Origin of the sequence: Shewanella sp. SG44-6 (genome assembly GCF_014164185.1) — a bacterium.
Lineage (GTDB): Bacteria > Pseudomonadota > Gammaproteobacteria > Enterobacterales > Shewanellaceae > Shewanella > Shewanella vesiculosa.
Genome location: NZ_JACJER010000071.1, coordinates 1 through 25,709, shown reverse-complemented (window position 1 = coordinate 25,709; position 25,709 = coordinate 1). Strand labels below are relative to the sequence as shown.

Here is a 25,709-nt window from a genome sequence, read left to right as displayed (position 1 = left end):
ACATAGCACTGGTGTTTAGCCAAAAGACACCAATGAGTAATCACTCGATACAGACTATAACGTATCAGCAGTACCCCACTCGTCCACAGGCCTAGGACACCGCGCTTTCACGGCGGTAACAGGGGTTCGAATCCCCTATGGGATACCATATTTAAGATGGTTGAACATGATTCGAAACTGTTGTTTTAGAAAAAATGTTTGATAATCTACGTAGCACTGGTGTTTAGCCTACAGACACCAATGAGTATTCACTCGATACTGAGTATAACGTATCAACTGTGTCCCATTCGTCTAGAGGCCTAGGACACCGCCCTTTCACGGCGGTAACAGGGGTTCGAATCCCCTATGGGATACCATATTTTTCAAATTTTGGTGTCTATTAACTAAAATTTGGGGCTATAGCTCAGCTGGGAGAGCGCTTCGCTGGCAGTGAAGAGGTCCACGGTTCGATCCCGTGTAGCTCCACCAATTAATATTGGTACTAATGCTTAATATCATTTTTGCATTAAAAACAAAAAACCACCTCATGGTGGTTTTTTTGTATTTGCGATTTATTGTCTATTCTATCGAGATATGGATATCATTGATTATCTGGTTTGCCAAGACTACATAATCAACCTTCTTCAGTAATTTATTCTTTAGCTACTCCCCCACTTATTAGATCTCGATAACGTCATAAGAAAATGTGTGACATTCCACCCATTGCTTTATTGAATGTGTGTGACTATCCACACACTAAATGATTTCTATTTTTCCTATGTAAATTTAAATTAATAAATATCATGTAGTTACAAATAATTAACATTCTGGCCCAATGCTTGCTATGTTTTAACTATCCTCATAAGCGTTTATGGCGTACTTGTTCTGGAGCAAGTCACCAGCTGAGGAAAAATAAAACACTAAAAAAAAAGGAAGTTAATTATATGAAAAAATCAACAAGTACCTTTACTCGACCTCTAAAATCAATGGCTAAGCTAGCAACGATTGCCTCAATCCTTGCTGCGAGCTTTAATGTCTTTGCTGAACCGATAGAAATTAAATTTTCACATGTGGTTGCAGAGAACACGCCAAAAGGACAAATGGCGCTGAAATTTAAAGAGTTAGTTGAACAGCGCCTACCAGGTGAATACATTGTTAACGTATTCCCAAACTCACAGTTATTTGGGGATAACAATGAGCTGGCGGCATTACTGTTAAACGATGTGCAATTTGTTGCACCATCATTGTCTAAATTTGAGCGTTTTACCAAAAAACTACAGATTTTCGATTTACCTTTCTTATTTGAAGATATGGCAGCGGTTGATCGTTTTCAGCAATCAGAATCAGGCCAGAAATTACTCAACTCAATGAACCGTAAAGGCGTTGTTGGTCTGGGATATCTTCACAACGGTATGAAGCAGTTTTCAGCAAACGATCCATTAGCATTACCAGAAGATGCTAAAGGCAAAAAGTTTCGTATCATGGCCTCTGACGTGATTGCAGCTCAGTTTGATGCTGTTGGTGCCATTCCAGTAAAAAAACCATTCTCTGAAGTGTTTACTTTATTACAAACCCGCGCAATTGATGGTCAAGAAAATACTTGGTCAAATACCTACTCAATGAAATTCTATGAGGTGCAAAGTCAAATCACTGAGAGTAATCACGGTGTTTTAGATTATATGGTGGTGACATCAAATACCTTCTGGAAAGGCTTACCAGCAGAAAAACGTGCCATCTTTAAGTCATCTCTGGATGAAGCGATTGCCCTTGGCAACAAAATTGCCTCAGAAAAAGATAATGAAGATAGACAAGCGATTATTGACTCTAAGCGTTCTGAACTCGTCACGTTAACCCCTGCTGCACGCCAACAGTGGATTAATGTTATGAAACCAGTTTGGGCTAAGTTTGAAGATCAAATTGGCAAAGACATGATTGATGCTGCTGTCGCGGCTAACACTAAATAGTCTAAATACTTGATGTGGTACTGAATGCATTCAGCGTTAGTACCACCCTTTTTTATTTAAGGAGTATGACCGTGATTTCAAGACTATTTGGTTATTTTGAAGAAGGCTTTCTTAATCTTTTGATTACATTAATGACATTGCTCGTTTTTGGCGAAGTTATTGCTCGTTTCTTTTTCGATACCGGTTTCTTATGGATCCAAGAACTCACCCTAACCTTATGTGGCTGGTTTGTACTATTTGGCATGTCTTATGGTGTCAAAGTGGGTGCACATATTGGCGTTGATGCCTTTGTGTCTAAATTGTCAGGCAAACCTCAGAAAGCGGTAGCGATCTTTGCATGTCTATGTTGCATTATTTACTGTGCGATGTTTTTAAAGGGGGCTTGGGACTACCTTAGTCAAATGTACCAAATTGGTATCCCGATGGAAGATATCGACTTTCCAGCATGGTTAATTCAACAGCTAGATCCCGATTTTGCTTGGGAAACATTGCGCATCGATGTAGACGATGGTGCCGTGCCGATTTGGTTATCTCAAAGTATTCTCATTATCGGATTTTCAATGCTCACCTGGCGCTTTATAGAATTGTTTATCGCTATTCTAAAAAACCAAGCAGTCGGCTTTCAATTGGCCGATGAAGCTAAAGACAGTATGCATTTAATTGATGAAGCAGCGCTATCCACATCATCCGAACAACAACGAGAAAATGATAAGGACGCGAAATAATGACTATAGCCACACTCTTTATCGCTTTGTTTATATGTATGATGATTGGTATGCCGATTGCTATTGCTTTAGGCTTTTCAAGCATGTTGACGATTTTGTTGTTTTCAAATGACTCACTCGCCTCAATTGTGCTTAAACTATATGAATCAACATCAGAACATTACACTTTATTAGCTATTCCATTCTTTATTTTATCGTCAGCATTTTTGTCTACTGGTGGCGTCGCTAGGCGTATTATCGACTTCGCTATGGACAGTGTCGGTCATATCCGCGGTGGTCTTGCTATGGCCTCCGTTATGGCTTGTATGTTGTTCGCCGCCGTATCAGGATCGTCACCTGCTACTGTTGCTGCAATTGGTTCAATTGTAATTGTTGGCATGGTACGGGCTGGATATCCTGAAAAATTTGCTGCTGGAGTGATTACCACCTCAGGAACTTTAGGTATTTTAATCCCACCTTCAATTGTGATGCTGGTTTATGCCGCTGCAACTGAAGTATCTGCTGCTAGAATGTTTATGGCAGGTCTGATACCAGGATTAATGATGGGCTGTATTTTAATGCTGGCCATCTACATTGTGGCAAGAATAAAAAAGCTACCTTCACGCCCTTTTCCTGGCGTAAAAGCGCTAACGATATCAAGTGCTAAAGCTCTTGGCGGTTTAGCACTTATTATTATTGTACTCGGATCAATTTATGGTGGTATCGCCAGCCCTACAGAAGCTGCAGCAGTAGCCTGTGTATACGCTTACTTTATTGCGGTATTTGGATATCGAGATATTGGACCACTTAAAAATGTGGCTTGGCGTAATCAACAAGAGTCTTTAATCGGAGCCTCATTTCGCAATATCGGCTACATGTTACTTGCTGTGATAAAAACACCTACCGACAAAGAAATTCGTCATGTGGTTCGTGACGGCGCAAAAGTCAGTATTATGCTGCTATTTATTATTGCTAATGCCATGCTATTTGCGCACGTGTTAACCACCGAACGCATTCCGCACATTATTGCAGAAGCTATTGTCGGATTAGGTTTGCCTGCCTGGGGATTTTTGATCATTGTTAACTTACTGTTGTTAGCCGCAGGTAACTTTATGAAGCCCTCTGCCATTTTGCTCATTATGGCGCCCATTCTGTTCCCTATCGCAACGCAACTGGGTATTGACCCTATCCACTTAGGGATCATTATGGTGGTTAACATGGAGATAGGAATGCTCACCCCCCCCGTCGGACTCAATCTCTTTGTCACTGCGGGAATAACGGGTAAAAGTATGGGATGGGTCATTCAGTCATGCTTACCTTGGTTGGTATTATTACTCGGTTTCTTGATGTTAATTACCTATATTCCACAAATTTCACTATTTTTACCGGAATATATAGACAAATTAAACGGCTACTAGCTTGATAATTCGCGTATTATAAACGAGCCTTGATTAAGGCTCGTTTTTTTATTCATGACTCAAAATAACCACAACTAATTGGTAATATTCATGCTTTCATTTTTTACCATCAAGAAACGTAATATTTTAGTAAGCATCATGCTCATCATAGGATTATTACTCACTCTTAAAATGACTTATTGGTATGTACTTGAACAAGGCACGAAAAATATTGCAGAGCAATCTGAGAAGCAAATCAATGAACTGGTTATTTTTATCGATAACGCACTGTCACACTACGAGAATATTCCAGCCGTACTTGCACAAAACCCTATATTAGAACAGGGGTTACTCGATCAACAAAACTCTCAAACTATTGAAAAGCTGAACGCTTATTTATCTGAATTACAGCAAGTCACCGAATCATCTGATATTTACCTGACCGATGCGCTCGGAGTCGCTATTGCCGCCAGCAATTGGGATCAGCCGAATTCTTTTATTAATCATGACTATTCATTTAGACCCTACTTTATCGAAGCGATATCAGGTAAATCAGGACGATATTATGCCGTCGGAACTTCATCAAATAAGCGCGGCTTCTATTTTGCTAACCCGGTTTATCACAATGGTCTAGTCTTGGGTGTAGTCGTTGTTAAAGTTGATATTGGCTTAATTGAACAACAAAGTAGTGGCATTGCCATCGCAAGCCAATATGAATTTATGATCAGCGATCCAGACAATATCGTGTTTCTATCAAGTATCAATAGCTGGCGATTTAATTCATTATCACCGCTGACACAGGCCAAACGTTTTGCACTCAACTCTTCAAAACGTTACGCCAATAGACCCATTGGTGAGCTTAGTGTCAATCCTAGCTTTAAGATTGGTAACTCCCATGCTGCTCAGGTTTACCAAATATCATCCTTTGAAGGGCAAAAAAAATACCTTGAACGTCATCAATTTATGCCTAATGCTAATTGGAACGTTCATGTACTTGCACCAATGAAGCCCTTATATGAGTCTTTGCCACAGATATTGCTATTGGCTGCCACGCTATATTTATTACTGGCATTATTTATTCTTTATAACATTGAACGTCGTAAAAATTTACGCCGAATGCGTCAAGCACAAAATCAACTTGAACAAAGGGTAAAAGAGCGCACCTTAGAGCTTGAGCAAGCCAACACCCAATTAAAAGACACTCAAGACGAACTGATTCAAGCTGCAAAGCTGACCGTCATAGGCAGCCTGTCAGCCAGTATTAATCACGAACTAAATCAACCTCTGGCGGCACTAAGAAGTTACGCACAAAATACCCAAACTTTCATCGGGCGAAATATGCTTGACGATGCCGGTAATAATATCAAAATCATGATCGAACTAACCGATAGATTGGCAGATATTATTGGCCAATTTAAGAGCTTTACCCGTAAGTCTCAGGGTAAAGACAACGCCACTGATATAACAAAATCGATAGAACAGGCGTTAACAATTGTTCAACCTGAAATAGACAAGCAAGGTATAAAACTGTCGCTGCAACTCCTACAGGGTAAGTGTCAAATCTGGGGTGACAGCGTGCGATTACAGCAAGTATTGGTTAATCTTATCAGTAATGCCATTGTTGCAATGCAACAATCTACCGAACGAAAATTACGTATCGAAGTCTATTGCGATAACAAGGTAAACATCAGTATCCAAGACAGTGGTCCGGGTGTGAGAGAAAGCCAAATGAGCAAAATTTTTGAACCTTACTATACCACCAGCGAACGTCAGGGATTAGGATTAGGCTTGTCCATCTCGCAACGGATTATCGAATCCATGCAAGGTTCTATTACAGTCGAAAACGCCCTTCAAGGTGGCGCTATTTTCCATATTATTTTGCCTCTTTATTTACGTGAGGAAGTCTAAACGTGACTCAAATACAAGACATCAACGATTATCAAGTCATTATTGTTGATGATGAACCTCATATTGGTATCGTGTTGCAACAATTATTCAAACTCGAAAATATTCGTGCCTTAGCCACCACAGACCCACAGTCTATTTCCAGTCACATTACCGCTAACTGGCCAGGTATTGTGATCTCTGATGTCAATATGCCATTACTTGATGGATTGAGTTTATTACAACAACTGAAACAACAAGACAGTGATCTTCCTGTTGTACTGTTAACTGGCTTTGGTGACATAGCAATGGCTGTCGACGCACTGAAAAAAGGGGCCTACGACTTTATCGAAAAACCTTTTAATAACGAACACATACTCGATGTCACCAAACGTGCTCTAGATAAGCGATCGTTAACTTTAGAAAACCGCAAGCTTAAACGCGAACTTGAATCTCACATTGCTCCTGGCCCGCGTATTTTAGGAAACAGTCCTAGCGTAATGAAAATGCGCCACCTTATAGACCAAGTATTAGATACACCCGCCGATATTATGATTGAAGGTGAAACCGGTGCGGGTAAAGAGTTAGTCGCCCGATATTTACATGACCATAGCTACCGCAACAAAGCCAATTTTGTCGCAATTAATTGTGGTGCTATTCCGGAAAATCTCATAGAAAGCGAACTCTTTGGTGCTGAATCAGGCGCTTTTACCGGCATAGACAAACGCCGTATCGGCAAATTCGAATATGCCAATGGCGGTACACTACTTTTAGATGAAATAGAAAGTACTCCAATGGCGTTGCAGGTGAAATTATTACGCGTGTTGGAAGACCGCAAAGTTGAAAGGCTGGGCTCAAACACACCAATAGACTTAGATATCAGAGTCATTGCTGCAACAAAATTAAACTTGCAGCAGCTGTGTGAAGAAGGCAAATTCAGACAAGATTTATTGTATCGTCTTAACTTGGTCACTATTGTTATTCCGCCGCTAAGAGATAGAAGAGAAGATATTCCACTGCTGTTTTTACACTTTGCTAGAATTGCATCGGCTCGATACCATAAAGCACTTATTGCCTTAAATACGTCACAAACCATGGTGCTTACCGCACATGATTGGCCGGGTAATGTGCGTGAATTACGTAACTTAGCTGAACGCTATGTTCTACTGGGCGCTGAGGCCGCTTTTGCTGGTAATCTAGAAAGCAATACAACCATACATACCAGTATGTCATTGCAGCAGCGAGTAGAGTTTTTTGAGCGTATGTTGATTGAAGAAGCCTTAAGTCATAATAAAGGCAGCATAAAATTAACCATGGAACAGCTCGAGCTCCCCCGTAAAACCTTGTACGACAAAATGCGCAAATTTGACTTAGACCGTAAACAGTTTATCGAGAATTAACCTGTTAATCGGCGATAGATACATCAGCAGCATGCTGTTGATGTATTCCTAAACGCCAAATTGCGACTAGTAGCAATGCCAAAAGCGTCATAGAACCCACTACCACCCCATTCCATTCTGCTTTATGCCAAAACAACATTAAATAAGGTCCGCCTAAGGAGGCCCCAAGGTAATAACAGCATAAATAAAGTGACGTAGCCTTAGCCCGATGGCTGGTTGCACGAATGGCAACAAACGAATTGCAGCAGCTATGAGTTAGAAAAAATCCACAAGCACTGATCAAAAAGCCAATCACAATGGCAGCCAGTGTATCGACTAAGGTCAATGAAGTACCGGCAACCATTAAGCATAATGCCACTCTAAATAATGGCATAGAACCGTATCGCATAATCCACTTAGCTGACAAATAAGACGCAAAAGTGCCGCTTGAGTAACATAAAAATATCAAGGTTGCATTAAAACGACTTAACCCATAAGGCTCAGCCATTATATGTAACTGAATAAAGCTAAACTGATTGACCATCATCATAAAGGCTAAGCCACCAACCATATAGGCCAAACGCATTTGCGGATCAGATAAGTGAAACATAAAACCATCGATGTCTTGTTTTACCTTACGCAGTAAAGACACTTTCTGCTTAATCACTGTAGGTTTTATCTCTTTGCGTGGTAATAAGTATGTCACCAAAGCAACCCCTATTAGCGTTACCACAAAAACCAACCCCATAGACGATTGCCATGACAAGTTTTGTGCCATTAAACCGCCAAAAATTCGCCCTGCAATGCCGCCCATACTGTTAGCCATTATGTATACAGCAGCGGCTTTGAGCATAAAAGAAGGCGCCAATTGCTCTTTAAAATATGCCATCGAAATTGCGGGCACCGCCGCTAACAAAATTCCCTGTAACAAGCGCACCATAAGTAAATCATCAAACGTTTGGGCAAAAACTAACAAAATATTCGATGCTGCTAATAGCCATAAACTGAGCACTATCGGGGCTAATCGCCCTATTCTGTCAGACAACACGGCATAAAAAAGCAATGAAAATGCTAGGGTAAAGCTGGTAACAGAAAGTACCAAAGTCGCTTGTGCACCCGACACGCCAAAATTCTCAGCAATTGACGGCAGCATGCCTTGCACTGTGTACAAATTAATATAAACCACAATAGAAGCGATACACAAAGCCCAAATTAAGCGCGTTTGCGCATCCGAACGATGATTCAAGATCAGCTCTGGCATAAACAACCTAAACAACACATTAAAGTAGCAAAAGATTACTACCCGCCACGTTAATCAATCAATGGCGGGGATAACAGTTTGTGAGCGAGATTACGAAGTGGCTATTTAACGCGTTTCATTAACACTTGAGTGGTAAATTGACCGTTATTGATCACACGAAACTTATCATAAGTTTGAAAAATTGCATTGCCTTGATAGGTGATCATTGCCACCACACCATAATCGACTCCACTGTTAATGAGGTTGGCAGGCAAAGTAAATTTAAATGGAACAGGCGCTCTGGCAATATCAAAGTTTTTTTGAGAAATAATCGCGCCTGGAGTATTAAAATCAATCAAGGCAATGTTGATCTTACACCCCTGTGGCAAAGCAATCTTTTCGGCATATCCGGCATAACCGTTCACGATTACCGGTTTTTCAGGCTCTACTGTCACACAACCATTGAGCATCATGGCAATCAAAACCACTAGCGCGAATTGAATCCCTTTGTTAAATAAAATCATCTTTAGCATCCTACTTGGTCATTCTGAGTAAACCTTCTTGTGTGGCAGAAGCCACAAGACGTCCTTGCTGATCGAAAAACTGTCCTTTAACAAACCCACGTCCACCGCCAGCATTAGGACTATCAATACAATAAAGTAGCCATTCGCTCATATTAAATGGACGATGAAACCACATAGCATGATCAATAGTGGCCATGCGCATACCTGGCGTTAAAAAAGACACCCCGTGTGGCTGAGTAGCTGTGGCTAGAAAGTTAAAATCCGATGCGTAAGCCAGTAAATATTCTTGAATACTATGATCCGAAGGTATTTGTCCATTGGCACGTAACCATACATAGCGTTTAGGCTCTGTCGCATTTGGTGTAATGGGATGTAAAGGATTAACTAAGCGCATTTCAATCGGAGAATCAGCCATAAACTTTTCGAGCATTTGCGCAGTTACTTTATCACGCATTGTCATTGCAAGTTCTTGCTGATTTAATAAACCTTCAGGTCCTGGGACATCCGGCATCACATCTTGATGCTCAAAGCCTTGTTCAACACTTTGGAATGAACAGGTCATGTAAAAAATCGGTCGCCCTTTCTGAATAGCCTTTACTCTGCGCGCACTAAAACTACCACCATCACGCATATTTTCAACATCATAAATTATCGGTAACTTTTCATCACCGGCACGTAAGAAATATGAATGTAATGAATGTACATGACGGTCTTCGCTCACCGTTTGTTTTGCAGCACTTAACGCTTGTCCCATCACTTGGCCACCAAACACATGCCCAAAGCCTAAATCTTGGCTCTGACCACGAAACAAACCTAGCTCAATCTTCTCAAGTGACAATAATGACAGTAAATCGTTTAATACCTGACTCATAACACCTTCTCTATAACATGGATTAACGTTAAGGTTACCTCAGTTAAGCTGATGTTTTCTAGCTTATTCGATGATAATAGTGAATTTCAGTTATCTAATGACAAATCGTAAAATAGTGATGCAACGCAAATATTCATATCTGCAGTCTAAATGAATATTTGATATGCTATTAGACATGACTAATCAACACTGCGTCTCACAATATTATGCAACCTAGCTCAATGCAATCATGGTTTATGGCTATCCGACCTCGTACGCTACCAGCGGCAATTGGTCCATTATTAATTGGCAACATGCTGGCCATTGGACTCGAACAATTTAGCTTACTTATTGCCTTCACATCAATGTTATGTGCGGTATTATTACAAATTTCAGTTAACCTCGCGAACGACTACTTTGACTTTAAAAATGGTATAGACACAGAAGAACGTATCGGTCCTATTAGAGTCACCCAAAGTGGTATTCTAGCCCCCTCATCAGTTCGAAATGCCATGATTAGCTGCCTAATCACATCATTACTAGTCGGTTCGTTATTGATAGTGCACGGTGGCTGGCCTATTGCGATTCTCGCAGTGGCCTCTATTTTAGGCGCGTTATGTTATAGCGGAGGCCCCTACCCACTGGCATCACATGGATTAGGTGAAATAGCTGCATTTGTATTTTTCGGTTTGGTAGCCGTTGTTGGCAGTTACTATTTACAAGCAGGAACCACCACCATGACCGCGTGGTTACTCGGTTGCGCCATTGGCTTTTTTAATGCGGCTATCATGCTGGTCAATAATACTAGAGATATTTCAACTGACACTAAAGCCGGTAAAAACACGCTTGCTGTGAGGATTGGTGAAGCGCAAGCTAAAGTGCTATATCAAAGCTTTGTCTACTTACCCTTTGGTATCATTATTGCCGGATTTTTACTCGGAGCCCTCGAAGGTTTACCCGTATTATTATCGGGAGCATCGTTAATTATTGCGCGTAATCTCAGCCGCGAATTTCACAACAACAGCGGTGAAGCATTAAACCCAATACTTGGGCAAACAGCAAAATTAACGATGATTTTCAGTGTACTGTTCAGTGTTGGCCTGTATTTTTCGCTTAGTTAACTCTGTTCTTTCACTCACTGCGATAAATCTATTTATTAAAAAATAAAAAGGCGCCTCATTTACAATGAGGCGCCTTTTTAAGCTTAAGAGCCATTATACTTTTGATAAAGTACGCTCTTTAGCGCTCCAATCTAAATGATATTTCTCACCTGCTAGCTTATCCGTACGCTCGAAAGTATGCGAACCAAAAAAGTCACGCTGACCTTGTAACAAGTTAGCGGGTAGCATTTCACAGCGATAACTGTCGTAATAGGCAATAGCCGAACTAATACAGGGAGCAGGAATACCTTGCATAACTGATGCAGCAACTGTTTTACGCCAGTTAAGGTGTTTTTGCGACAATGTTTGGCTAAAGATATCAGCCATCAATAAGTTTGCAAGATTTGCATCTTCTTGATAAGCCTGAGTAATTGATTGCAAGAAAGTCGCACGAATAATGCAACCTGCACGCCAAATTTTTGCGATTTCAGCAAAATCTAAACTCCAGCTTTGCTCTTTTGCTGCCATCGCCATCAGTTGAAAGCCTTGAGCATAACAGCACACTTTAGCGCAATATAAAGCATCTTCAAGATTAGCAATAAATTCAGCTTTGTCAGCTTCACTAAAGCTGATTGGTGCTGGGCCAGCAAGCTTAGAGCTTAACTGCATGCGCAAGTTTTTCTGGGTGCTCACAGCACGCGCATAAACAGCTTCAGCAATGGTAGGCGCCGGGCAACCAATTTGTAAGCTGCTCACTGCCGTCCATAAACCAGTACCTTTTTGGCCCGCTTTATCCAAAATCATTTCAACTAAAGGTTTGCCCGTTAACGGATCGGCTTGTTGCAAGACTTCAGCACTAATGCCCATAAGGTAGCTGTTAAGAATACCTTTATTCCAACCATTGAATATGGTACTGATTTCATTGGCAGATAGGCCTAAACCGTCACTGAGTAATTGATATGCTTCGCAAATAAGCTGCATATCTGCATATTCAATACCGTTATGAACCATTTTAACGTAATGACCAGAACCCGCAGGACCAATATAGGTCGTACACGGCTCACCTTCAGTGACCGGATTACCAGGCTCAAAACGCTCAATCGGTAAACCTGTTGCTGGATCAACTTTAGCCGCAATAGCTTTCCAAATAGGCTCAACATAATGCCAAGCTTTTTCGTCACCACTTGGCATTAACGATGGTCCAAAACGTGCACCCACTTCACCACCAGAAACCGCCGAGCTAAAGAAAATAAACTGGCCTTTATAGTGAGCTTCACGATCAACGGTATCGGTCCACAAGCTATTGCCTGTATCAATAACAATGTCGTTAGCTTCAATACCTGCTTCAATTAACGATTTACACACACCATCAACTGGTGCGCCTGCAGGCACAGATAACACGATCACTCGAGGTTCAACTAATTTGGCCAGCATTTCTGTAAGATTGTTACATGGGGACATGCGGGGGGCGGTATTTGCTTTGCGCTCACTTTGTTCTTGAGCCACAGCAGCATTGACTTTTGGAGTATCTAAATCGAAAACAGCGACATGGTAGCCATTGTCAGCAATGTTTAATGCGAGATTCTTGCCCATCACACCGAGGCCGATAACGCCGACGTGAGATTGTTGGGTGTGGTTATTCATAGTGTATGTTTCCACAGGTCACAGAGATTAATCGCGTAGTGCGAATCCATTTGGGTGGCAATTATAACGATTCTTGTAACTAAATTACAGTCACAAAATGGCTGTCGTCTGTACTAATAAAGCAGGATACTACATATTAATAAAATTTAAAGTAGCTATTCATTATTAAAGACAATAACTTAATAAAAAACATGCCTCTCAATCTAGTACTAAGCCATCAACAAAAATTTATTAAATATCAACATTTTTAAGCTTATAAAGATGGCAATCGACCTATTCTGTCTCACCTTAAAAGTATAAACCTGTTTCAAGACAGGATATTGACAAAATAACAGGTTGAAACTTCGCAGTTTCAACCTGTTAAACCTTATGTTATGTCATACATAAAGCGATAATTTAGTGACCCATTATCTCTTATTTTTATTGATACATAACGTCTACACTTTGCGTTTGCCCCTCTGCATGACACATAGTCCAGCTTTCACCACCTAATCGATAAATCGCCCCAAAGCTGGCGTGAGCTTAATATTAAATTGGCGTTTACTGTAATAGCAGATAATAATCGCAATACTGGATTTCAAAACTATCACGAGTATTTATCTGCAAATAAAAAAGCGAGCTAATTATGCTCGCTTTTTTAGGTTACCTTTCATCAACACAATGTCATTGGTTAACTTTAATTGGCATGGGATTACACACTAAACAGTTAATTCTTTAGCCAGTGCATCCGCGTAACCCATCTTAGTTAATGCTGTGCGAATAATATCTAGCGTCATCGGGTCTTCAATGGTTGCTGGAACAGTATATTCATTGTTATCAGCAATTTTACGCATGGTGGCTCGTAATATTTTCCCAGAACGGGTTTTTGGCAGTTTTTGTACTGCACTCACAAGCCTAAAGGAAGCTACTGGGCCAATTTCATGACGCACTAGTGCCAGTAACTCTTTATAAAGAGCCTCATCAGACATAGTAACGCCATTTTTAAGTACAACTAATCCAAGCGGCACTTGGCCTTTTAGTTTATCTTGCACACCAATTACCGCTGCCTCAGCAACTGCATCGTGCTGGCATAAGACTTCTTCAAATCGGCCTGTGGATAAACGATGTCCGGCGACATTAATAATGTCGTCAATGCGGCTCATAATATATAAGTAGCCATCTTCATCGATATATCCTGCATCACCAGTCAAGTAATACCCTGGATACATAGACAAGTAACTGTCGATATAACGTTTATCGTTTTGCCACAAAGTCGTTAGTGTGCCTGGAGGTAACGGTTGCTTTATCACCACGTTACCACTTTCATTGGGCGCCACTTGTTGTCCCATAGCATCAAGGATTTCCACTTGATACCCAGGTACCGCGCGCGCAGGAGAACCAGCTTTAATTTCAATTGGATCTGTGCCCATCAAATTAGCTGCCACAGGCCAACCGGTTTCTGTTTGCCACCAATGATCAACCACTGGCTTACCTAAATGCTGCTGACTCCAATTTAGGGTATCTGGATCACAGCGCTCACCGGCCAAGTACATTTGCTTAAGGCAGCTTAAATCAAATTGCTTGATAAAGTCGCCTTGAGGATCTTCCCGTTTAATAGCACGAATGGCCGTTGGCGCAGTAAAAAAGCTGCGAACTTGCTTCTGTTCAATTATCCGCCAAAAAGCGCCAGCATCAGGGGTGCCTATCGGTTTCCCTTCGTACATTATGGTTGTCGCACCTACTAATAATGGCCCGTAAACGATGTACGAGTGCCCTACCACCCAGCCAACATCTGATGCCGCCCAAAACACATCGCCAATACCAATGTCATAAATATGTTTCATCGACCATGCTAAAGCAACTGCATGACCGCCGTTATCACGCACCACACCTTTAGGCTGACCTGTAGTACCTGATGTATAAAGCACATATAAAGGATCGGTTGCATCCAACGATACACATTCAGCATCAGGCGCATCGACTAGGGCATTGTACCAATCAAGGTCTCGAGGTGAAGTTAGCTCAGCTTGGTATTCGGTGCGATTGAGAATAATACAATGATCGACTTGATGAGTCGCTTGGGATAATGCGTCGTCTAGCAGAGGTTTGTATGGCACTACACCAGAAGGTTCAATACCACATGAAGCTGAGAGAATTAATTTCGGTTTAGCATCATTGATTCGTGTAGAAAGCTCATTGGCCGCAAAACCACCAAACACCACTGAGTGAATTGCGCCAATCCTTGCACACGCCAACATGGCGTAAGCCGTTTCGGGTACCATCGGCATATAAATAACGACTCTATCGCCCTTGGTAACTCCTAACGATATCATCAGTCCAGCGAGCCGTTTCACCTGCGCCAACACTGATTGATAACTCACTGAATATTCGTGATGGGTTACAGGGCTAATATAATGAATAGCCGTTTGATCACCTCTACCAGCAATGACATGGCGGTCTAATGCATTAAAACAGGTATTCATTTTGCCATCGGCAAACCATCGATAAAAAGGCTTGTTACTGTCATCTAAGACGGTTTTTGGCACTTGGTCCCAACTAATGGCCTGTGCAGCTTGTTGCCAAAACACTTCGGGCTCGGCTATCGATTGTGCATGCATTGATAGTCCTAAATCAGCCATATTGCTCTCCGTTAATCAGCTTGTATTGCAGTGATTATGAACAGAATTCATCAAATACCCCTATTAGACAAAGGGATAAGAAGCACTAAAACCAACAAAAAAACCTTAGCATTCAACTAAGTATTTAATCGATAACAGTAAAAAAACCATGGTAATAAATTGCAAAATATAACAAACAGTTAAGGTATAATAACATTCTAGTGGCAAGCAAAATTAACAAGCACGCAGCCAATAACCACCTCTCAAACTTTACCTTTACGTAAACTTCATATATCTTGCATCAAAAGAAACACTTTTGGTGACATGATGAGCACAACCACTAGCACTCAATCAACATATTCAATCAGTGACTTATCAAAAGAATTTGATATCACCACCCGCAGTATTCGTTTTTACGAAGACCAAGGATTGATCAAACCTAAGCGTCGCGGACAAACTCGCATATACAGCCTCAAAGATCGCGTGCGTTTAAAACTCATTTTACGCGGCAAGCGCCTTGGCTTTTCATTAGCAGAAACACGCCGTCTGTTTGAACTTTATGATGCCGATAAAAGCAGCTCAACCCAACTCAACACCATGCTTGACTTAGTCAATGAGAAAAAATCGGCTCTGCAACAGCAAATGGATGACATTAAAGTGGTGCTAATGGAGCTCAATTCTGCCGAGCAACAATGTAAAGCGGCACTGACTGACAATGCGACGAGAAAAATAAAGTAATCAATTTATAACAGCTAATAATTGTAAAAGGCTTACTCAATTAAGCCAAAACTGACACAAAACTGCCAAAAACGCCCATAAAAAGCGTTGGCAGCACATAATAAAATTCAACAGGACACAAACAAATGAGCGACTTATATACCAGCTTAAACTTCGGTTTAGGTGAAGATGTAGACATGTTACGTGACGCTGTTCGTGGTTTTGCCGCTAACGAGATTGCCCCAATGGCCGCCCAAGTCGATATCGACAACGCCTTTCCTAACCAATTATGGCCAGTATTAGGTGATATGGGCTTACTTGGCGTCACCGTTGATGAGCAATATGGCGGCGCCAACATGGGTTATCTTGCCCATGTGGTGGCAATGGAAGAAATTTCCCGAGCATCTGCCTCTATTGGTCTTAGTTATGGTGCCCATTCAAACTTGTGTGTTAACCAAATCAACCGTAATGGTAATGAGGCTCAAAAAGCCAAATATTTACCAAAACTGGTCAGTGGCGAACACATTGGTGCCTTAGCCATGAGTGAACCCAATGCCGGTTCCGATGTAGTATCAATGAAACTGCATGCTCGTAAAGAAGGCGATCGTTACATCTTGAACGGCAACAAAATGTGGATCACTAATGGTCCAGATGCTCACACCTATGTGATTTATGCTAAAACCGATTTAAATAAAGGCGCACATGGCATTACCGCGTTTATCGTTGAACGTGGATCAAAAGGGTTTAGCCAAGCCCAAAAACTCGACAAGTTAGGTATGCGCGGTTCAAACACCTGTGAATTGGTGTTTGAAGACTGTGAAGTGCCTGAAGAAAACATCTTAGGCGGCCTCAATAATGGCGTAAAAGTACTTATGAGCGGCCTAGACTACGAGCGCGTTGTATTAGCTGGCGGTCCACTAGGCATTATGTCGGCTTGTATGGACATAGTGGTGCCATACATTCATGAACGTGAACAATTTGGCAAATCGATCGGTGAATTCCAACTAGTGCAAGGCAAGTTAGCCGACATGTACACGGGTATGAATGCCGCCCGCGCTTATGTTTACAGCGTCGCCAAGTCATGTGACCGCGGTGAAACCACGCGTAAAGATGCCGCTGGCGCTATTTTATACAGTGCAGAACTTGCCACTAAAATGGCCCTAGACGCAATTCAGCTTCTCGGCGGCAATGGTTATGTCAACGAGTATGCCACTGGCCGTTTATTGCGTGATGCCAAACTTTACGAAATTGGTGCAGGTACCTCAGAAATTCGCCGCATGTTAATTGGCCGCGAATTATTTAACGAGTCAAAGTAAGTAACACTTGCCCCAGTAGGGCGACATATCAAGCGTATCTTGTCGCCCTTATCAAGCCCCTATTTTTGCTTCATTAAGGACATAGAAATGACGCAACTGAGCAGCCGCATCAATCCTCGCAGTGACGAATTTAAAGCCAAGTCAGACAGCATGGCGTTATTAGTCAATGATCTTCAACAAAAACTAGCAAAAATCGCACAAGGTGGTGGCCCGGTCGCCCTTGAACGTCATTTGTCGCGCGGTAAATTATTGCCTCGCCAGCGTGTCGAAAAGCTGCTTGACCCAGGTTCTCCCTTCTTAGAGTTATCGCAATTTGCCGCTTATGAAGTGTATGACGAAGAAGTGCCTGCTGCAGGTGTGATTGCTGGTATTGGTCGCGTGAGTGGGGTTGAATGCATGATCATCGCCAACGATGCCACCGTAAAAGGCGGCACCTACTATCCGATCACAGTGAAGAAACACTTACGTGCTCAAGATATTGCTAGCCGTTGCCATTTACCGTGTATCTACCTAGTCGATTCTGGCGGCGCGAATTTACCCCGCCAAGATGAAGTCTTTCCAGACCGCGATCATTTCGGCCGAATTTTCTATAACCAAGCACAAATGTCGGCCAAGGGCATCCCTCAAATTGCTGTGGTAATGGGCTTATGTACCGCGGGCGGCGCGTATGTGCCTGCGATGGCTGATGAATCTATTATTGTTAAAGATCAAGGCACCATCTTTTTAGCGGGTCCGCCACTGGTGAAAGCGGCAACAGGTGAAGAAGTCAGTGCAGAAGAGCTCGGCGGTGCAGAAGTGCACACTAAAATATCCGGTGTAGCCGATCATCTGGCGCAAAATGATGATCACGCACTTGAACTTGCTCGCCGTGCTGTATTGCGCTTGAATCATCAAAAAGAAATCAAAAGCCTATTAAGTCCAGTTAAACCACCACAATTTGATATCCACGAATTGTACGGCATTGTCGGCACTGACCTTAAAAAGCCGTTCGACGTTAAAGAAGTGATTGCCCGTATCGTTGATGATTCTGACTTTGACGAATTTAAAGCCAATTACGGTGCAACCTTAGTGTGTGGTTTTGCACGCATTCATGGTTATCCGGTCGGGATTGTAGCCAATAACGGTATTTTATTTTCTGAGTCGGCGCAAAAAGGCGCTCACTTTATCGAACTGTGTTGCCAACGCAAAATCCCATTATTATTCTTACAAAATATCACCGGCTTTATGGTCGGTAAAAAGTACGAACACGAAGGCATTGCCAAACACGGCGCCAAAATGGTCACCGCAGTATCTTGTGCCAATGTACCTAAATTTACTGTAATTATCGGTGGCAGTTATGGCGCCGGTAACTACGGCATGTGTGGTCGCGCATTTGAACCAACCATGATGTGGATGTGGCCTAACGCGCGGATTTCAGTGATGGGCGGCGAACAAGCTGCTGGCGTGTTAGCAACAGTGCGCCGCGATGGTTTAGCCCGTAAAGGGATTGAATGGTCTACTGAAGATGAACAAGCATTTCGTAAACCGATAGTTGAACAATACGAAAAAGAAGGCCACCCGTATCATGCCAGTGCCCGTCTTTGGGATGATGGCATTATTGATCCGGCGCAAACCCGTGACGTAGTCGGCTTAGCCTTATCGGCGGCGTTAAATGCTCCTATTGAAGATACCCGTTTTGGGGTGTTCCGCATGTAATTGATGCGGCTAATTCAACTAACTAGGAGTAAGTAACAATGTTAACGACCCAATATAAACACATTGAATGTGACATATCACAAGGTGTTGCCCAACTGATCTTAAACCGGGCTGAAGTGCATAATGCCTTTGATGAGGTGATGATCAGCGAAATGATCAATGCCATCAAAAACTTTGCTAATGACAGCCAATGCAACATGCTGATCTTACGTGCCAATGGCAAAAACTTCAGTGCCGGCGCCGACCTTAATTGGATGCGTAAACAAGCAAAAATGGACGTTGGCCAAAACCTTGCTGACGCTCACGAGCTTGCCAAATTAATGCATGTACTCGACAAATTCCCAAAACCCACTATCGCTCTGGTTCAAGGTGCTGCCTTTGGCGGTGCATTAGGATTAATTTGTTGCTGCGACATTGCCATTGCAACAACAGGTGCCAGCTTCTGTTTAAGCGAAGTTAAGCTCGGTCTTATCCCCGCAGTGATCAGTCCTTATGTGGTGCGCGCCATGGGTAATCGTCAATCGCGTCGCTTTATGCTAACGGCAGAGCGCTTTAGTGCCGATGTAGCCTTAAGCCATCAAGTTATCCACCAGATTAACGATGACCTAGATGCTGCCGCAGCGCCCTTTATCACGGCATTTAATGCCAATAGCCCTCAGGGCATGGCTTGGGTAAAAACCTTAGTATCGCGTTTAGAAGATGGCGTTATTGATGACGCCACGCTCAATTATACCAGCGAGCAAATTGCTCGAATTCGTGTATCAGATGAAGGACAAGAAGGCCTTAATGCCTTTTTTGAAAAAAGAGCCCCCGCATGGCAAACCGTCAAATCTGATCCACAAGGAGCCCAATAATGTTTACCAAATTACTGATAGCAAACCGTGGTGAAATTGCATGTCGTATTATTAAAACGGCACAAACCATGGGCGTACGCACCATTGCTTTATATTCTGATGCTGACAAAGACGCCCGTCATGTTGCCATGGCAGACGAGTCGTTTTATTTGGGCGGCAGTGCTCCTGCTGACTCGTATTTAAAAGCCGATTTAATTATTGAGATAGCCAAAAAGTCAGGTGCACAAGCCATTCATCCTGGATATGGTTTTCTGTCTGAAAATGCTGAGTTTGCACGTAAATGTGAACAAAATGGCATCGCTTTTGTTGGCCCAGGTAGCGACGCTATTGATGCCATGGGCAGTAAAAGTGCTGCCAAAAACATCATGTCTAAAGCCAATGTGCCGCTCGTACCGGGTTATCACGGCGACGATCAAACTGATGCCACATTAATTGCTCAGGCCAAAGCTATCGGCTTCCCGTTACTGATTAAAGCGGCTTATGGCGGCGGCGGTAAAGGGATGCGTATCGTAGAAAACGACGGTGAAATCCTAGAAGCCGTTAAATCAGCGCGCCGTGAAGCCATCTCGTCTTTTGGCAATGACAAACTCTTGATGGAACGCTACTTACGTCAGCCGCGCCATGTTGAAGTGCAAGTGTTTGCTGACAGCCACGGCCATGCCATTTATTTGTCAGATCGTGATTGCTCTATTCAGCGTCGCCATCAAAAAGTGGTTGAAGAAGCGCCTGCTCCAGGTTTATCTGATGAGTTACGTGCGCAGATGGGTAACGCTGCCGTTGCAGCCGCCAAAGCCATTGATTATGTCGGCGCTGGTACCGTTGAGTTTCTACTGGATACCGACAACAGCTTTTATTTCATGGAAATGAATACTCGCCTCCAAGTTGAACACCCAGTAACTGAAATGGTCACTGGCCAAGATTTGGTTAAATGGCAGCTTTTGGTCGCCAGTGGTGGTGAATTGCCACTGAGCCAAGATGAAGTGCGCATTCATGGTCATTCATTTGAAGTGCGGATATACGCTGAAGATCCGCAAAACGAATTTTTACCAGCCAGTGGCAAGCTCAACTTTTTACGTGAACCAGAGCAAAATCGTCACGTGCGTATTGATTCTGGCATTCGTGAAAACGATATTATCAGTAACTTTTATGACCCAATGATTGCTAAATTGATTGTGTGGGATGAGTCGCGCCCTCGCGCATTACAACGCTTAGTGCATGCGCTAGAGTCATACCAAATTAGTGGCCTTAAACATAATATCGAATTTTTAGCTAACATTGCCGAACACCCAGCGTTTGCTGCTGCAGATTTCTGTACTGACTTTATTGAACGCTATGGCGACACCTTAATTGGTGATGCGGCCGTTGAAGCCGATACAGCTTTAGCGCTAGCAGGGCTTTTTCAAGTACTGTCACGTAAGCAAGCGGCTAAAGCACTGGCAATCAACAGTGCCGATCCTTATTCACCATGGGGTTTAGTCAGCGGCTTTAGATTAAACAGCTCTAGCGTGCATCACGTATCGCTATTAACTGATACCGCAGCCGATGTTCAGCAACATGATTTATTACTCACCGCCATTGGCGAACAGTATCAACTGTGTTTACACGACCAAGTGCTAACGTTAGCCGGTGAACTCAAAGCCGATTTACTATTAGCCGAAATTAACGGTCATAAAAGTAAAATTCCAGTCAGCCATCAAGGCGATGATTTCACTTTATTCTTGCCGTCTGGCAGTTACCATTTTAAAGCGATATTGGCTCAAGTCGCCGGCGAAGTGGTTAACCATGCAGATAAGCTCAAAGCCCCCATGAATGGCACCGTAGTGACGCATTTAGTGGAAGTAGGTGATGAAGTTAAAGCGGGTCAAGGTTTACTGGTGATGGAAGCGATGAAAATGGAATACACCATTGAAGCACCGTTTGATGGTGTAGTCAGTGAGTTTTATTTCCAAAGCGGTCAACTTGTCAGCGATGGCGCTCAACTATTAAATGTTGAGCCATTAGTGACTGAAACCAGCGTCGAGGAAGCGTAAATGTTACCCACTAAAGTCAGTATTTTTGAAGTCGGTGCCCGTGACGGTTTGCAAAATGAAGTGCCGGTAACAACGGCAGACAAACTGACACTGATTGAACAACTGGCCGATGCAGGTGTTAAGCGAATAGAAGCAGGCAGCTTTGTGTCACCTAAGTGGGTGCCACAAATGGCCGATTCCGATGCCGTGTTTCATCAACTTAGAGGTCAAATTAATCGTCACCCTGGCGTGGTTTACAGTGCCTTGACGCCCAATTTAAAAGGCTTTGAACTGGCTCTGGCTGCTGGCGCAGATGAAGTGGCTATTTTTGGTGCAGCGTCTGAAAGCTTTAGTCAAAAAAATATTAACTGCTCAATTGATGAGTCAATTGCTCGCTTTATGCCGTTAATCGAGGAAGCAAAAAAACATAATATCGCCGTACGTGGTTATGTATCTTGTGTACTCGGTTGCCCGTACGAAGGCAATATTAACGTCAGCGAAGTCGCTAGAGTATCTGAAATCCTTTACCAGATGGGTTGCTACGAAATATCCCTTGGCGACACCATAGGTGTTGGCACACCAAATGATGCTCGAAAAATGGTTGAAGCCGTTGCGAATGTCGTGCCAGTGGATAAATTAGCTCTGCACTTTCATGACACTTATGGCCAAGCTCTGGCCAATATTCTTGCCTGCCTTGAAACCGGTGTTAGCGTATTTGACGCATCAGTTGCGGGTCTTGGTGGCTGCCCTTACGCAAAGGGCGCATCGGGTAACTTAGCGACAGAAGACCTGGTCTACATGCTCCATGGCATGGGCATAGATACCGGCATAGATCTGAACAAGCTTGCACTCGCAGGCGATACCATTAGCCGCGCATTGGGGCGCAGCAATGGGTCCAAAGTAGCAAATGCAATCAGAACATAATCACATATACTCAACATGGTTAGCACGGTATAGCGCTAACCACTGATATAAATATAACGATAAGGACAACAAGATGGCAGGTTTCAATAAAGTCGTCCACAGCTATGAAGAAGCGCTAGCAGGACTGAAAGATGATATGACCATTATGGTCGGCGGCTTTGGATTGTGTGGCATTCCTGAAGGCCTAATTAATCATATGGTGACTATGGATGTTAAAGGCTTAACCGCCATTTCAAATAATGCTGGGGTTGATAACTTTGGCTTAGGACTGTTACTGAAACAGCACCAAATTTCAACCATGATTGCCTCTTACGTAGGAGAAAACGCCACCTTTGAACAGCAAATGTTATCCGGCGAGCTCAACGTTATCTTAACCCCGCAAGGCACACTGGCTGAAAAAATCCGTGCCGGCGGTGCAGGTATTCCGGCATTCTTTACCGCCACAGGTTACGGCACGCCGATTGCCGACGGTAAAGAAACCCGTGAAATCAAAGGGCGTCACTACGTATTAGAAGAATCGTTGACCGCTGACTTTGCTTTAATTCGCGCGTGGAAAGCGGACACTATGGGTAACTTAGTGTTTCGCAAAACCGCAGCAAACTTTAATCCGATGATGGCCACCGCAGGTAAAATTACCGTAGTTGAAGCCGAAGAAATTGTTGCACCTGGTGAACTCGATCCAGACCATATTCATACACCGGGTATTTATGTCGATCGCGTGATCAAAGCTAGCTTTGAAAAACGTATCGAGCAACGTACCGTCAAAGCTGCGAAATAAGGGAGACAACACCATGGCACTGACCAGAGAACAACTCGCCCAGCGCGTAGCAAAAGAATTACAAGATGGCTTTTATGTTAACCTAGGTATCGGTATCCCTACCCTAGTCGCTAACTATATCCCACACGGCATACAAGTAATGTTGCAATCTGAAAATGGTTTACTGGGTATGGGCGAATTTCCTACCGAAGACAACATCGATGCCGATCTTATCAACGCTGGCAAGCAAACGGTAACCGCGGTTGCAGGCGCGTCATTCTTTTCATCAGCAGAAAGCTTTGCCATGATCCGTGGCGGCCATGTCGACCTCACGGTACTGGGCGCATTTGAAGTGGATGTTAACGGCTCTATCGCCTCATGGATGATCCCAGGCAAACTGATTAAAGGTATGGGCGGCGCCATGGATTTAGTCGCGGGCGCCGACAATATTATTGTCACCATGATGCATGCGGACAAATACGGCAACTCGAAACTATTATCAACCTGCGAGTTACCATTAACGGGCTATGGCTGTATTAAACGGGTGATGACAGATTTAGCCTTTATCGAAATTAAAGATGGTGCGTTTCATTTACTTGAACGCGCGCCCGGTGTGACGGTTGATGAAATTGTTGCTAAAACAGCAGGTAAGTTAGTGGTACCAGACCACGTACCGGAAATGACCTTTTAATCTCTATTAAACAGTTAAGATCAACCAAGCCCGCCAATTTAACTTAATGATGCGGGCTTTTTTATACTTTTATCTAATATGACTACTGTAGCGACTCAGCCCCTTTTCTACTTTGAGATGTGAATATCAAAATGTAATGCACAGGCTAAGCCATTTATGCTGAGTTCAAGGAAAAAATGCGCAGTTTTATGGTTTAAATGAGCATTTTTCAACGATGAAATAGGCTTAAATGGCGACGCTATGAGTCGTGATATTGTCGATTTAATCTTCTGCTGGGATCACCAACACATTACTGCGCATCCGGCTCAAAATAGATTCCGCTGTATTACCAATAATGCGCCCTAGTAATCCTTGCCGTTGCCGCGCACCAATCACAAAATATTGGCTTTTTAACCGACATGCCAGTTCAAACAGACACAGTTCAGGCTCACCTGAGATAATATGCATACAATCAGCGTCAACTCCTATGTCAGCAATTTTTTGCTGATGTTCTGCATACGCTTTTTTAACTAAAGCATTAATGTCGAGCAAATCCATGTCGCGAACAATTTGCGGAATTCGTAACACATAAGCCACATGCAACTGTGTTCCAGTCGCTTTAGCAAGCTGCAGGCCATTAGCAATAACGGCGTCATTAAGCCGTTGCTTAGTCGGATTTTTAGTACCTAAATCGATTGAAATTAGCGTGGTGTTACCGGTATTAAGTGGGTTGTTTGTAAGGAGTAATAGTGGGATTTTGGTATGGCGAATTAACTGCCAATCAGTAGGCAGATAATGATCAGAATGATGGACAGCTTTAACCATAAGATCAAAGCTATGGCGAGCAGAGTGATGACAAGCATGTTCAAAAAGATACTTACTCCATATCACATGTAACGGCACATCTTCGGCATCAAGCGAATCTAAGTGCTGCTGAAGTTGCGCTTCTTGTTGTTGCATTAACTGCTTTTGCACCACTCCAGCAAGTCGTGGTTGATCACTGTCTGTGCCACTTAAATAGGCGTAAGTATAAGCAAAAACTTCAGCCTGCTTGTTCATCTGCTTGGCTAATGATAATCCTATCGCGACTGCATCAATATGCGCTTGTTCCATTTGTGCGATAACAAACATTTTGTTCATATAAACCTCCTTATTTCAGATCTTTTCTACATTTCTACTGTAACAAGTGTATGTAAACATTAAAATTATACTTATCAAGCATTGCCTTATATTCTGCGATTAGAAACTCAGTAAACGTGAGCTAGTAACTATCTTTAGCTTAGCTAATAGCGTAAGTTTGTGCTTAAGTATCGCAACTAAAATTGATCAACATCAACTTTATTGGGTTCAGATAAATCAATAACATATTGCCTAACCTGAAGGAGGATAAATGGCAATAAACAGCTTTGTAATGTCACTTTTTCTCATTCTTGTTGTGGGCAGATTGTTAGGTGAGCTTAGTGACCGATTAGGATTTCCAAGCGTAGTGGGTGAAGTCACTGCGG

The 25,709-nt window shown here is 42.7% G+C and carries 20 protein-coding genes and 3 tRNA genes; 17 read left to right on the top strand and 6 right to left on the bottom strand.

Annotated features, from left to right (window positions below; genetic code table 11):
• The first annotated feature begins 72 nt into the window (after window positions 1–72).
• The 8 genes from H5185_RS13665 (at window position 73) to H5185_RS13630 (ending at window position 7,328) form a co-directional block, all read left to right on the top strand.
• Window positions 73–148: transfer RNA gene (locus tag H5185_RS13665), tRNA-Glu, on the top strand.
• 132 nt (window positions 149–280) lie between these two features.
• Window positions 281–356, top strand: a tRNA-Glu gene (locus H5185_RS13660).
• Between the two features lie 36 nt (window positions 357–392).
• A tRNA-Ala gene (locus tag H5185_RS13655) sits at window positions 393–468 on the top strand.
• A 455-nt stretch (window positions 469–923) separates the two neighbouring features.
• A complete protein-coding gene (locus H5185_RS13650; RefSeq protein ID WP_310741666.1) occupies window positions 924–1,943 on the top strand; it encodes a TRAP transporter substrate-binding protein in 1,020 nt (339 codons plus the stop codon).
• Window positions 1,944–2,008: 65 nt separating this feature from the next.
• Window positions 2,009–2,668, top strand: coding sequence for a TRAP transporter small permease (locus H5185_RS13645; RefSeq protein ID WP_182742371.1), 660 nt, complete (start codon window positions 2,009–2,011; stop codon window positions 2,666–2,668).
• The gene (locus H5185_RS13640) at window positions 2,668–4,065 is read left to right on the top strand and encodes a TRAP transporter large permease (protein ID WP_182742370.1); all 1,398 of its coding nucleotides are present in this window, start codon (window positions 2,668–2,670) and stop codon (window positions 4,063–4,065) included. The genes H5185_RS13645 and H5185_RS13640 overlap by 1 nt, the downstream gene beginning before the upstream one ends.
• Window positions 4,066–4,155: 90 nt before the next feature.
• Window positions 4,156–5,952, top strand: a complete 1,797-nt coding sequence (locus tag H5185_RS13635) for an ATP-binding protein (RefSeq protein WP_182723278.1) — start codon at window positions 4,156–4,158, stop codon at window positions 5,950–5,952.
• 2 nt (window positions 5,953–5,954) lie between these two features.
• Window positions 5,955–7,328 carry a sigma-54 dependent transcriptional regulator gene (locus tag H5185_RS13630; protein ID WP_124018007.1) on the top strand — a complete coding sequence of 458 codons (1,374 nt, stop codon included), beginning with the start codon at window positions 5,955–5,957 and terminating at the stop codon, window positions 7,326–7,328.
• Between the two features lie 4 nt (window positions 7,329–7,332).
• Here the strand turns inward: H5185_RS13630 and H5185_RS13625 are convergent, their stop codons facing one another.
• The 3 genes from H5185_RS13625 to tesB form a co-directional block, all read right to left on the bottom strand.
• Window positions 7,333–8,568 carry an MFS transporter gene (locus H5185_RS13625; protein WP_124018006.1) on the bottom strand — a complete coding sequence of 412 codons (1,236 nt, stop codon included), beginning with the start codon at window positions 8,566–8,568 and terminating at the stop codon, window positions 7,333–7,335.
• 101 nt (window positions 8,569–8,669) lie between these two features.
• Complete coding sequence (locus H5185_RS13620) at window positions 8,670–9,071, bottom strand: YbaY family lipoprotein (protein WP_124018005.1); 402 nt, start codon at window positions 9,069–9,071, stop codon at window positions 8,670–8,672.
• Window positions 9,072–9,081: 10 nt separating this feature from the next.
• Window positions 9,082–9,942 carry an acyl-CoA thioesterase II gene (gene tesB, locus H5185_RS13615; protein WP_182742369.1) on the bottom strand — a complete coding sequence of 287 codons (861 nt, stop codon included), beginning with the start codon at window positions 9,940–9,942 and terminating at the stop codon, window positions 9,082–9,084.
• 206 nt (window positions 9,943–10,148) lie between these two features.
• Between tesB and H5185_RS13610 the strand changes: the two genes are divergently transcribed.
• Complete coding sequence (locus H5185_RS13610) at window positions 10,149–11,042, top strand: 1,4-dihydroxy-2-naphthoate polyprenyltransferase (RefSeq protein ID WP_124018003.1); 894 nt, start codon at window positions 10,149–10,151, stop codon at window positions 11,040–11,042.
• A 93-nt stretch (window positions 11,043–11,135) separates the two neighbouring features.
• On the opposite strand, the gene gndA is transcribed toward H5185_RS13610, so the two are convergent.
• The gene (gndA, locus tag H5185_RS13605) at window positions 11,136–12,665 is read right to left on the bottom strand and encodes an NADP-dependent phosphogluconate dehydrogenase (protein WP_182742368.1); all 1,530 of its coding nucleotides are present in this window, start codon (window positions 12,663–12,665) and stop codon (window positions 11,136–11,138) included.
• A gap of 698 nt (window positions 12,666–13,363) precedes the next feature.
• Window positions 13,364–15,283 (bottom strand): propionyl-CoA synthetase, encoded by a 1,920-nt coding sequence (locus tag H5185_RS13600; RefSeq protein WP_124018001.1) that lies wholly within the window; start codon window positions 15,281–15,283, stop codon window positions 13,364–13,366.
• A 306-nt stretch (window positions 15,284–15,589) separates the two neighbouring features.
• Here H5185_RS13600 and H5185_RS13595 point away from each other — a divergent pair, with 306 nt between their 5' ends.
• From H5185_RS13595 to H5185_RS13560, 8 genes are all read left to right on the top strand, one after another.
• On the top strand, window positions 15,590–16,000 hold the full coding sequence (locus H5185_RS13595) for a MerR family DNA-binding transcriptional regulator (protein ID WP_124018000.1): 411 nt from the start codon (window positions 15,590–15,592) through the stop codon (window positions 15,998–16,000).
• Between the two features lie 125 nt (window positions 16,001–16,125).
• Window positions 16,126–17,295 carry an isovaleryl-CoA dehydrogenase gene (locus H5185_RS13590; protein ID WP_124017999.1) on the top strand — a complete coding sequence of 390 codons (1,170 nt, stop codon included), beginning with the start codon at window positions 16,126–16,128 and terminating at the stop codon, window positions 17,293–17,295.
• Window positions 17,296–17,382: 87 nt separating this feature from the next.
• Window positions 17,383–18,990 (top strand): carboxyl transferase domain-containing protein, encoded by a 1,608-nt coding sequence (locus H5185_RS13585; protein WP_182742367.1) that lies wholly within the window; start codon window positions 17,383–17,385, stop codon window positions 18,988–18,990.
• Between the two features lie 38 nt (window positions 18,991–19,028).
• On the top strand, window positions 19,029–19,844 hold the full coding sequence (locus H5185_RS13580; protein WP_124017997.1) for an enoyl-CoA hydratase-related protein: 816 nt from the start codon (window positions 19,029–19,031) through the stop codon (window positions 19,842–19,844).
• Window positions 19,844–21,874 (top strand): acetyl/propionyl/methylcrotonyl-CoA carboxylase subunit alpha, encoded by a 2,031-nt coding sequence (locus H5185_RS13575; RefSeq protein WP_182723274.1) that lies wholly within the window; start codon window positions 19,844–19,846, stop codon window positions 21,872–21,874. The genes H5185_RS13580 and H5185_RS13575 overlap by 1 nt, the downstream gene beginning before the upstream one ends.
• Window positions 21,875–22,777 (top strand): hydroxymethylglutaryl-CoA lyase, encoded by a 903-nt coding sequence (locus H5185_RS13570; RefSeq protein ID WP_182698098.1) that lies wholly within the window; start codon window positions 21,875–21,877, stop codon window positions 22,775–22,777.
• Between the two features lie 73 nt (window positions 22,778–22,850).
• Window positions 22,851–23,555, top strand: coding sequence for a CoA transferase subunit A (locus tag H5185_RS13565; protein ID WP_124017994.1), 705 nt, complete (start codon window positions 22,851–22,853; stop codon window positions 23,553–23,555).
• 13 nt (window positions 23,556–23,568) lie between these two features.
• The gene (locus H5185_RS13560) at window positions 23,569–24,225 is read left to right on the top strand and encodes a 3-oxoacid CoA-transferase subunit B (RefSeq protein WP_124017993.1); all 657 of its coding nucleotides are present in this window, start codon (window positions 23,569–23,571) and stop codon (window positions 24,223–24,225) included.
• A 261-nt stretch (window positions 24,226–24,486) separates the two neighbouring features.
• Here H5185_RS13560 and H5185_RS13555 read toward each other — a convergent pair whose 3' ends face one another.
• Entirely contained in the window at window positions 24,487–25,344 is an 858-nt protein-coding gene (locus tag H5185_RS13555) for a universal stress protein (RefSeq protein ID WP_124017992.1), read from the bottom strand.
• Between the last annotated feature and the right edge of the window lie 365 nt (window positions 25,345–25,709).

Excerpts from the sequence above, each read along its gene's own strand:
- H5185_RS13650 (WP_310741666.1), top strand. The coding sequence starts at position 924 with ATGAAAAAATCAACAAGTACCTTTACTCGACCTCTAAAATCAATGGCT.
- H5185_RS13645 (WP_182742371.1), top strand. The coding sequence starts at position 2,009 with ATGACCGTGATTTCAAGACTATTTGGTTATTTTGAAGAAGGCTTTCTT.
- H5185_RS13640 (WP_182742370.1), top strand. The coding sequence starts at position 2,668 with ATGACTATAGCCACACTCTTTATCGCTTTGTTTATATGTATGATGATT.
- H5185_RS13635 (WP_182723278.1), top strand. The coding sequence starts at position 4,156 with ATGCTTTCATTTTTTACCATCAAGAAACGTAATATTTTAGTAAGCATC.
- H5185_RS13625 (WP_124018006.1), bottom strand. The coding sequence starts at position 8,568 with ATGCCAGAGCTGATCTTGAATCATCGTTCGGATGCGCAAACGCGCTTA.
- H5185_RS13620 (WP_124018005.1), bottom strand. The coding sequence starts at position 9,071 with ATGATTTTATTTAACAAAGGGATTCAATTCGCGCTAGTGGTTTTGATT.
- tesB (WP_182742369.1), bottom strand. The coding sequence starts at position 9,942 with ATGAGTCAGGTATTAAACGATTTACTGTCATTATTGTCACTTGAGAAG.
- H5185_RS13610 (WP_124018003.1), top strand. The coding sequence starts at position 10,149 with ATGCAACCTAGCTCAATGCAATCATGGTTTATGGCTATCCGACCTCGT.
- gndA (WP_182742368.1), bottom strand. The coding sequence starts at position 12,665 with ATGAATAACCACACCCAACAATCTCACGTCGGCGTTATCGGCCTCGGT.
- H5185_RS13600 (WP_124018001.1), bottom strand. The coding sequence starts at position 15,283 with ATGGCTGATTTAGGACTATCAATGCATGCACAATCGATAGCCGAGCCC.
- H5185_RS13595 (WP_124018000.1), top strand. The coding sequence starts at position 15,590 with ATGAGCACAACCACTAGCACTCAATCAACATATTCAATCAGTGACTTA.
- H5185_RS13590 (WP_124017999.1), top strand. The coding sequence starts at position 16,126 with ATGAGCGACTTATATACCAGCTTAAACTTCGGTTTAGGTGAAGATGTA.
- H5185_RS13585 (WP_182742367.1), top strand. The coding sequence starts at position 17,383 with ATGACGCAACTGAGCAGCCGCATCAATCCTCGCAGTGACGAATTTAAA.
- H5185_RS13580 (WP_124017997.1), top strand. The coding sequence starts at position 19,029 with ATGTTAACGACCCAATATAAACACATTGAATGTGACATATCACAAGGT.
- H5185_RS13575 (WP_182723274.1), top strand. The coding sequence starts at position 19,844 with ATGTTTACCAAATTACTGATAGCAAACCGTGGTGAAATTGCATGTCGT.
- H5185_RS13570 (WP_182698098.1), top strand. The coding sequence starts at position 21,875 with ATGTTACCCACTAAAGTCAGTATTTTTGAAGTCGGTGCCCGTGACGGT.
- H5185_RS13565 (WP_124017994.1), top strand. The coding sequence starts at position 22,851 with ATGGCAGGTTTCAATAAAGTCGTCCACAGCTATGAAGAAGCGCTAGCA.
- H5185_RS13560 (WP_124017993.1), top strand. The coding sequence starts at position 23,569 with ATGGCACTGACCAGAGAACAACTCGCCCAGCGCGTAGCAAAAGAATTA.
- H5185_RS13555 (WP_124017992.1), bottom strand. The coding sequence starts at position 25,344 with ATGAACAAAATGTTTGTTATCGCACAAATGGAACAAGCGCATATTGAT.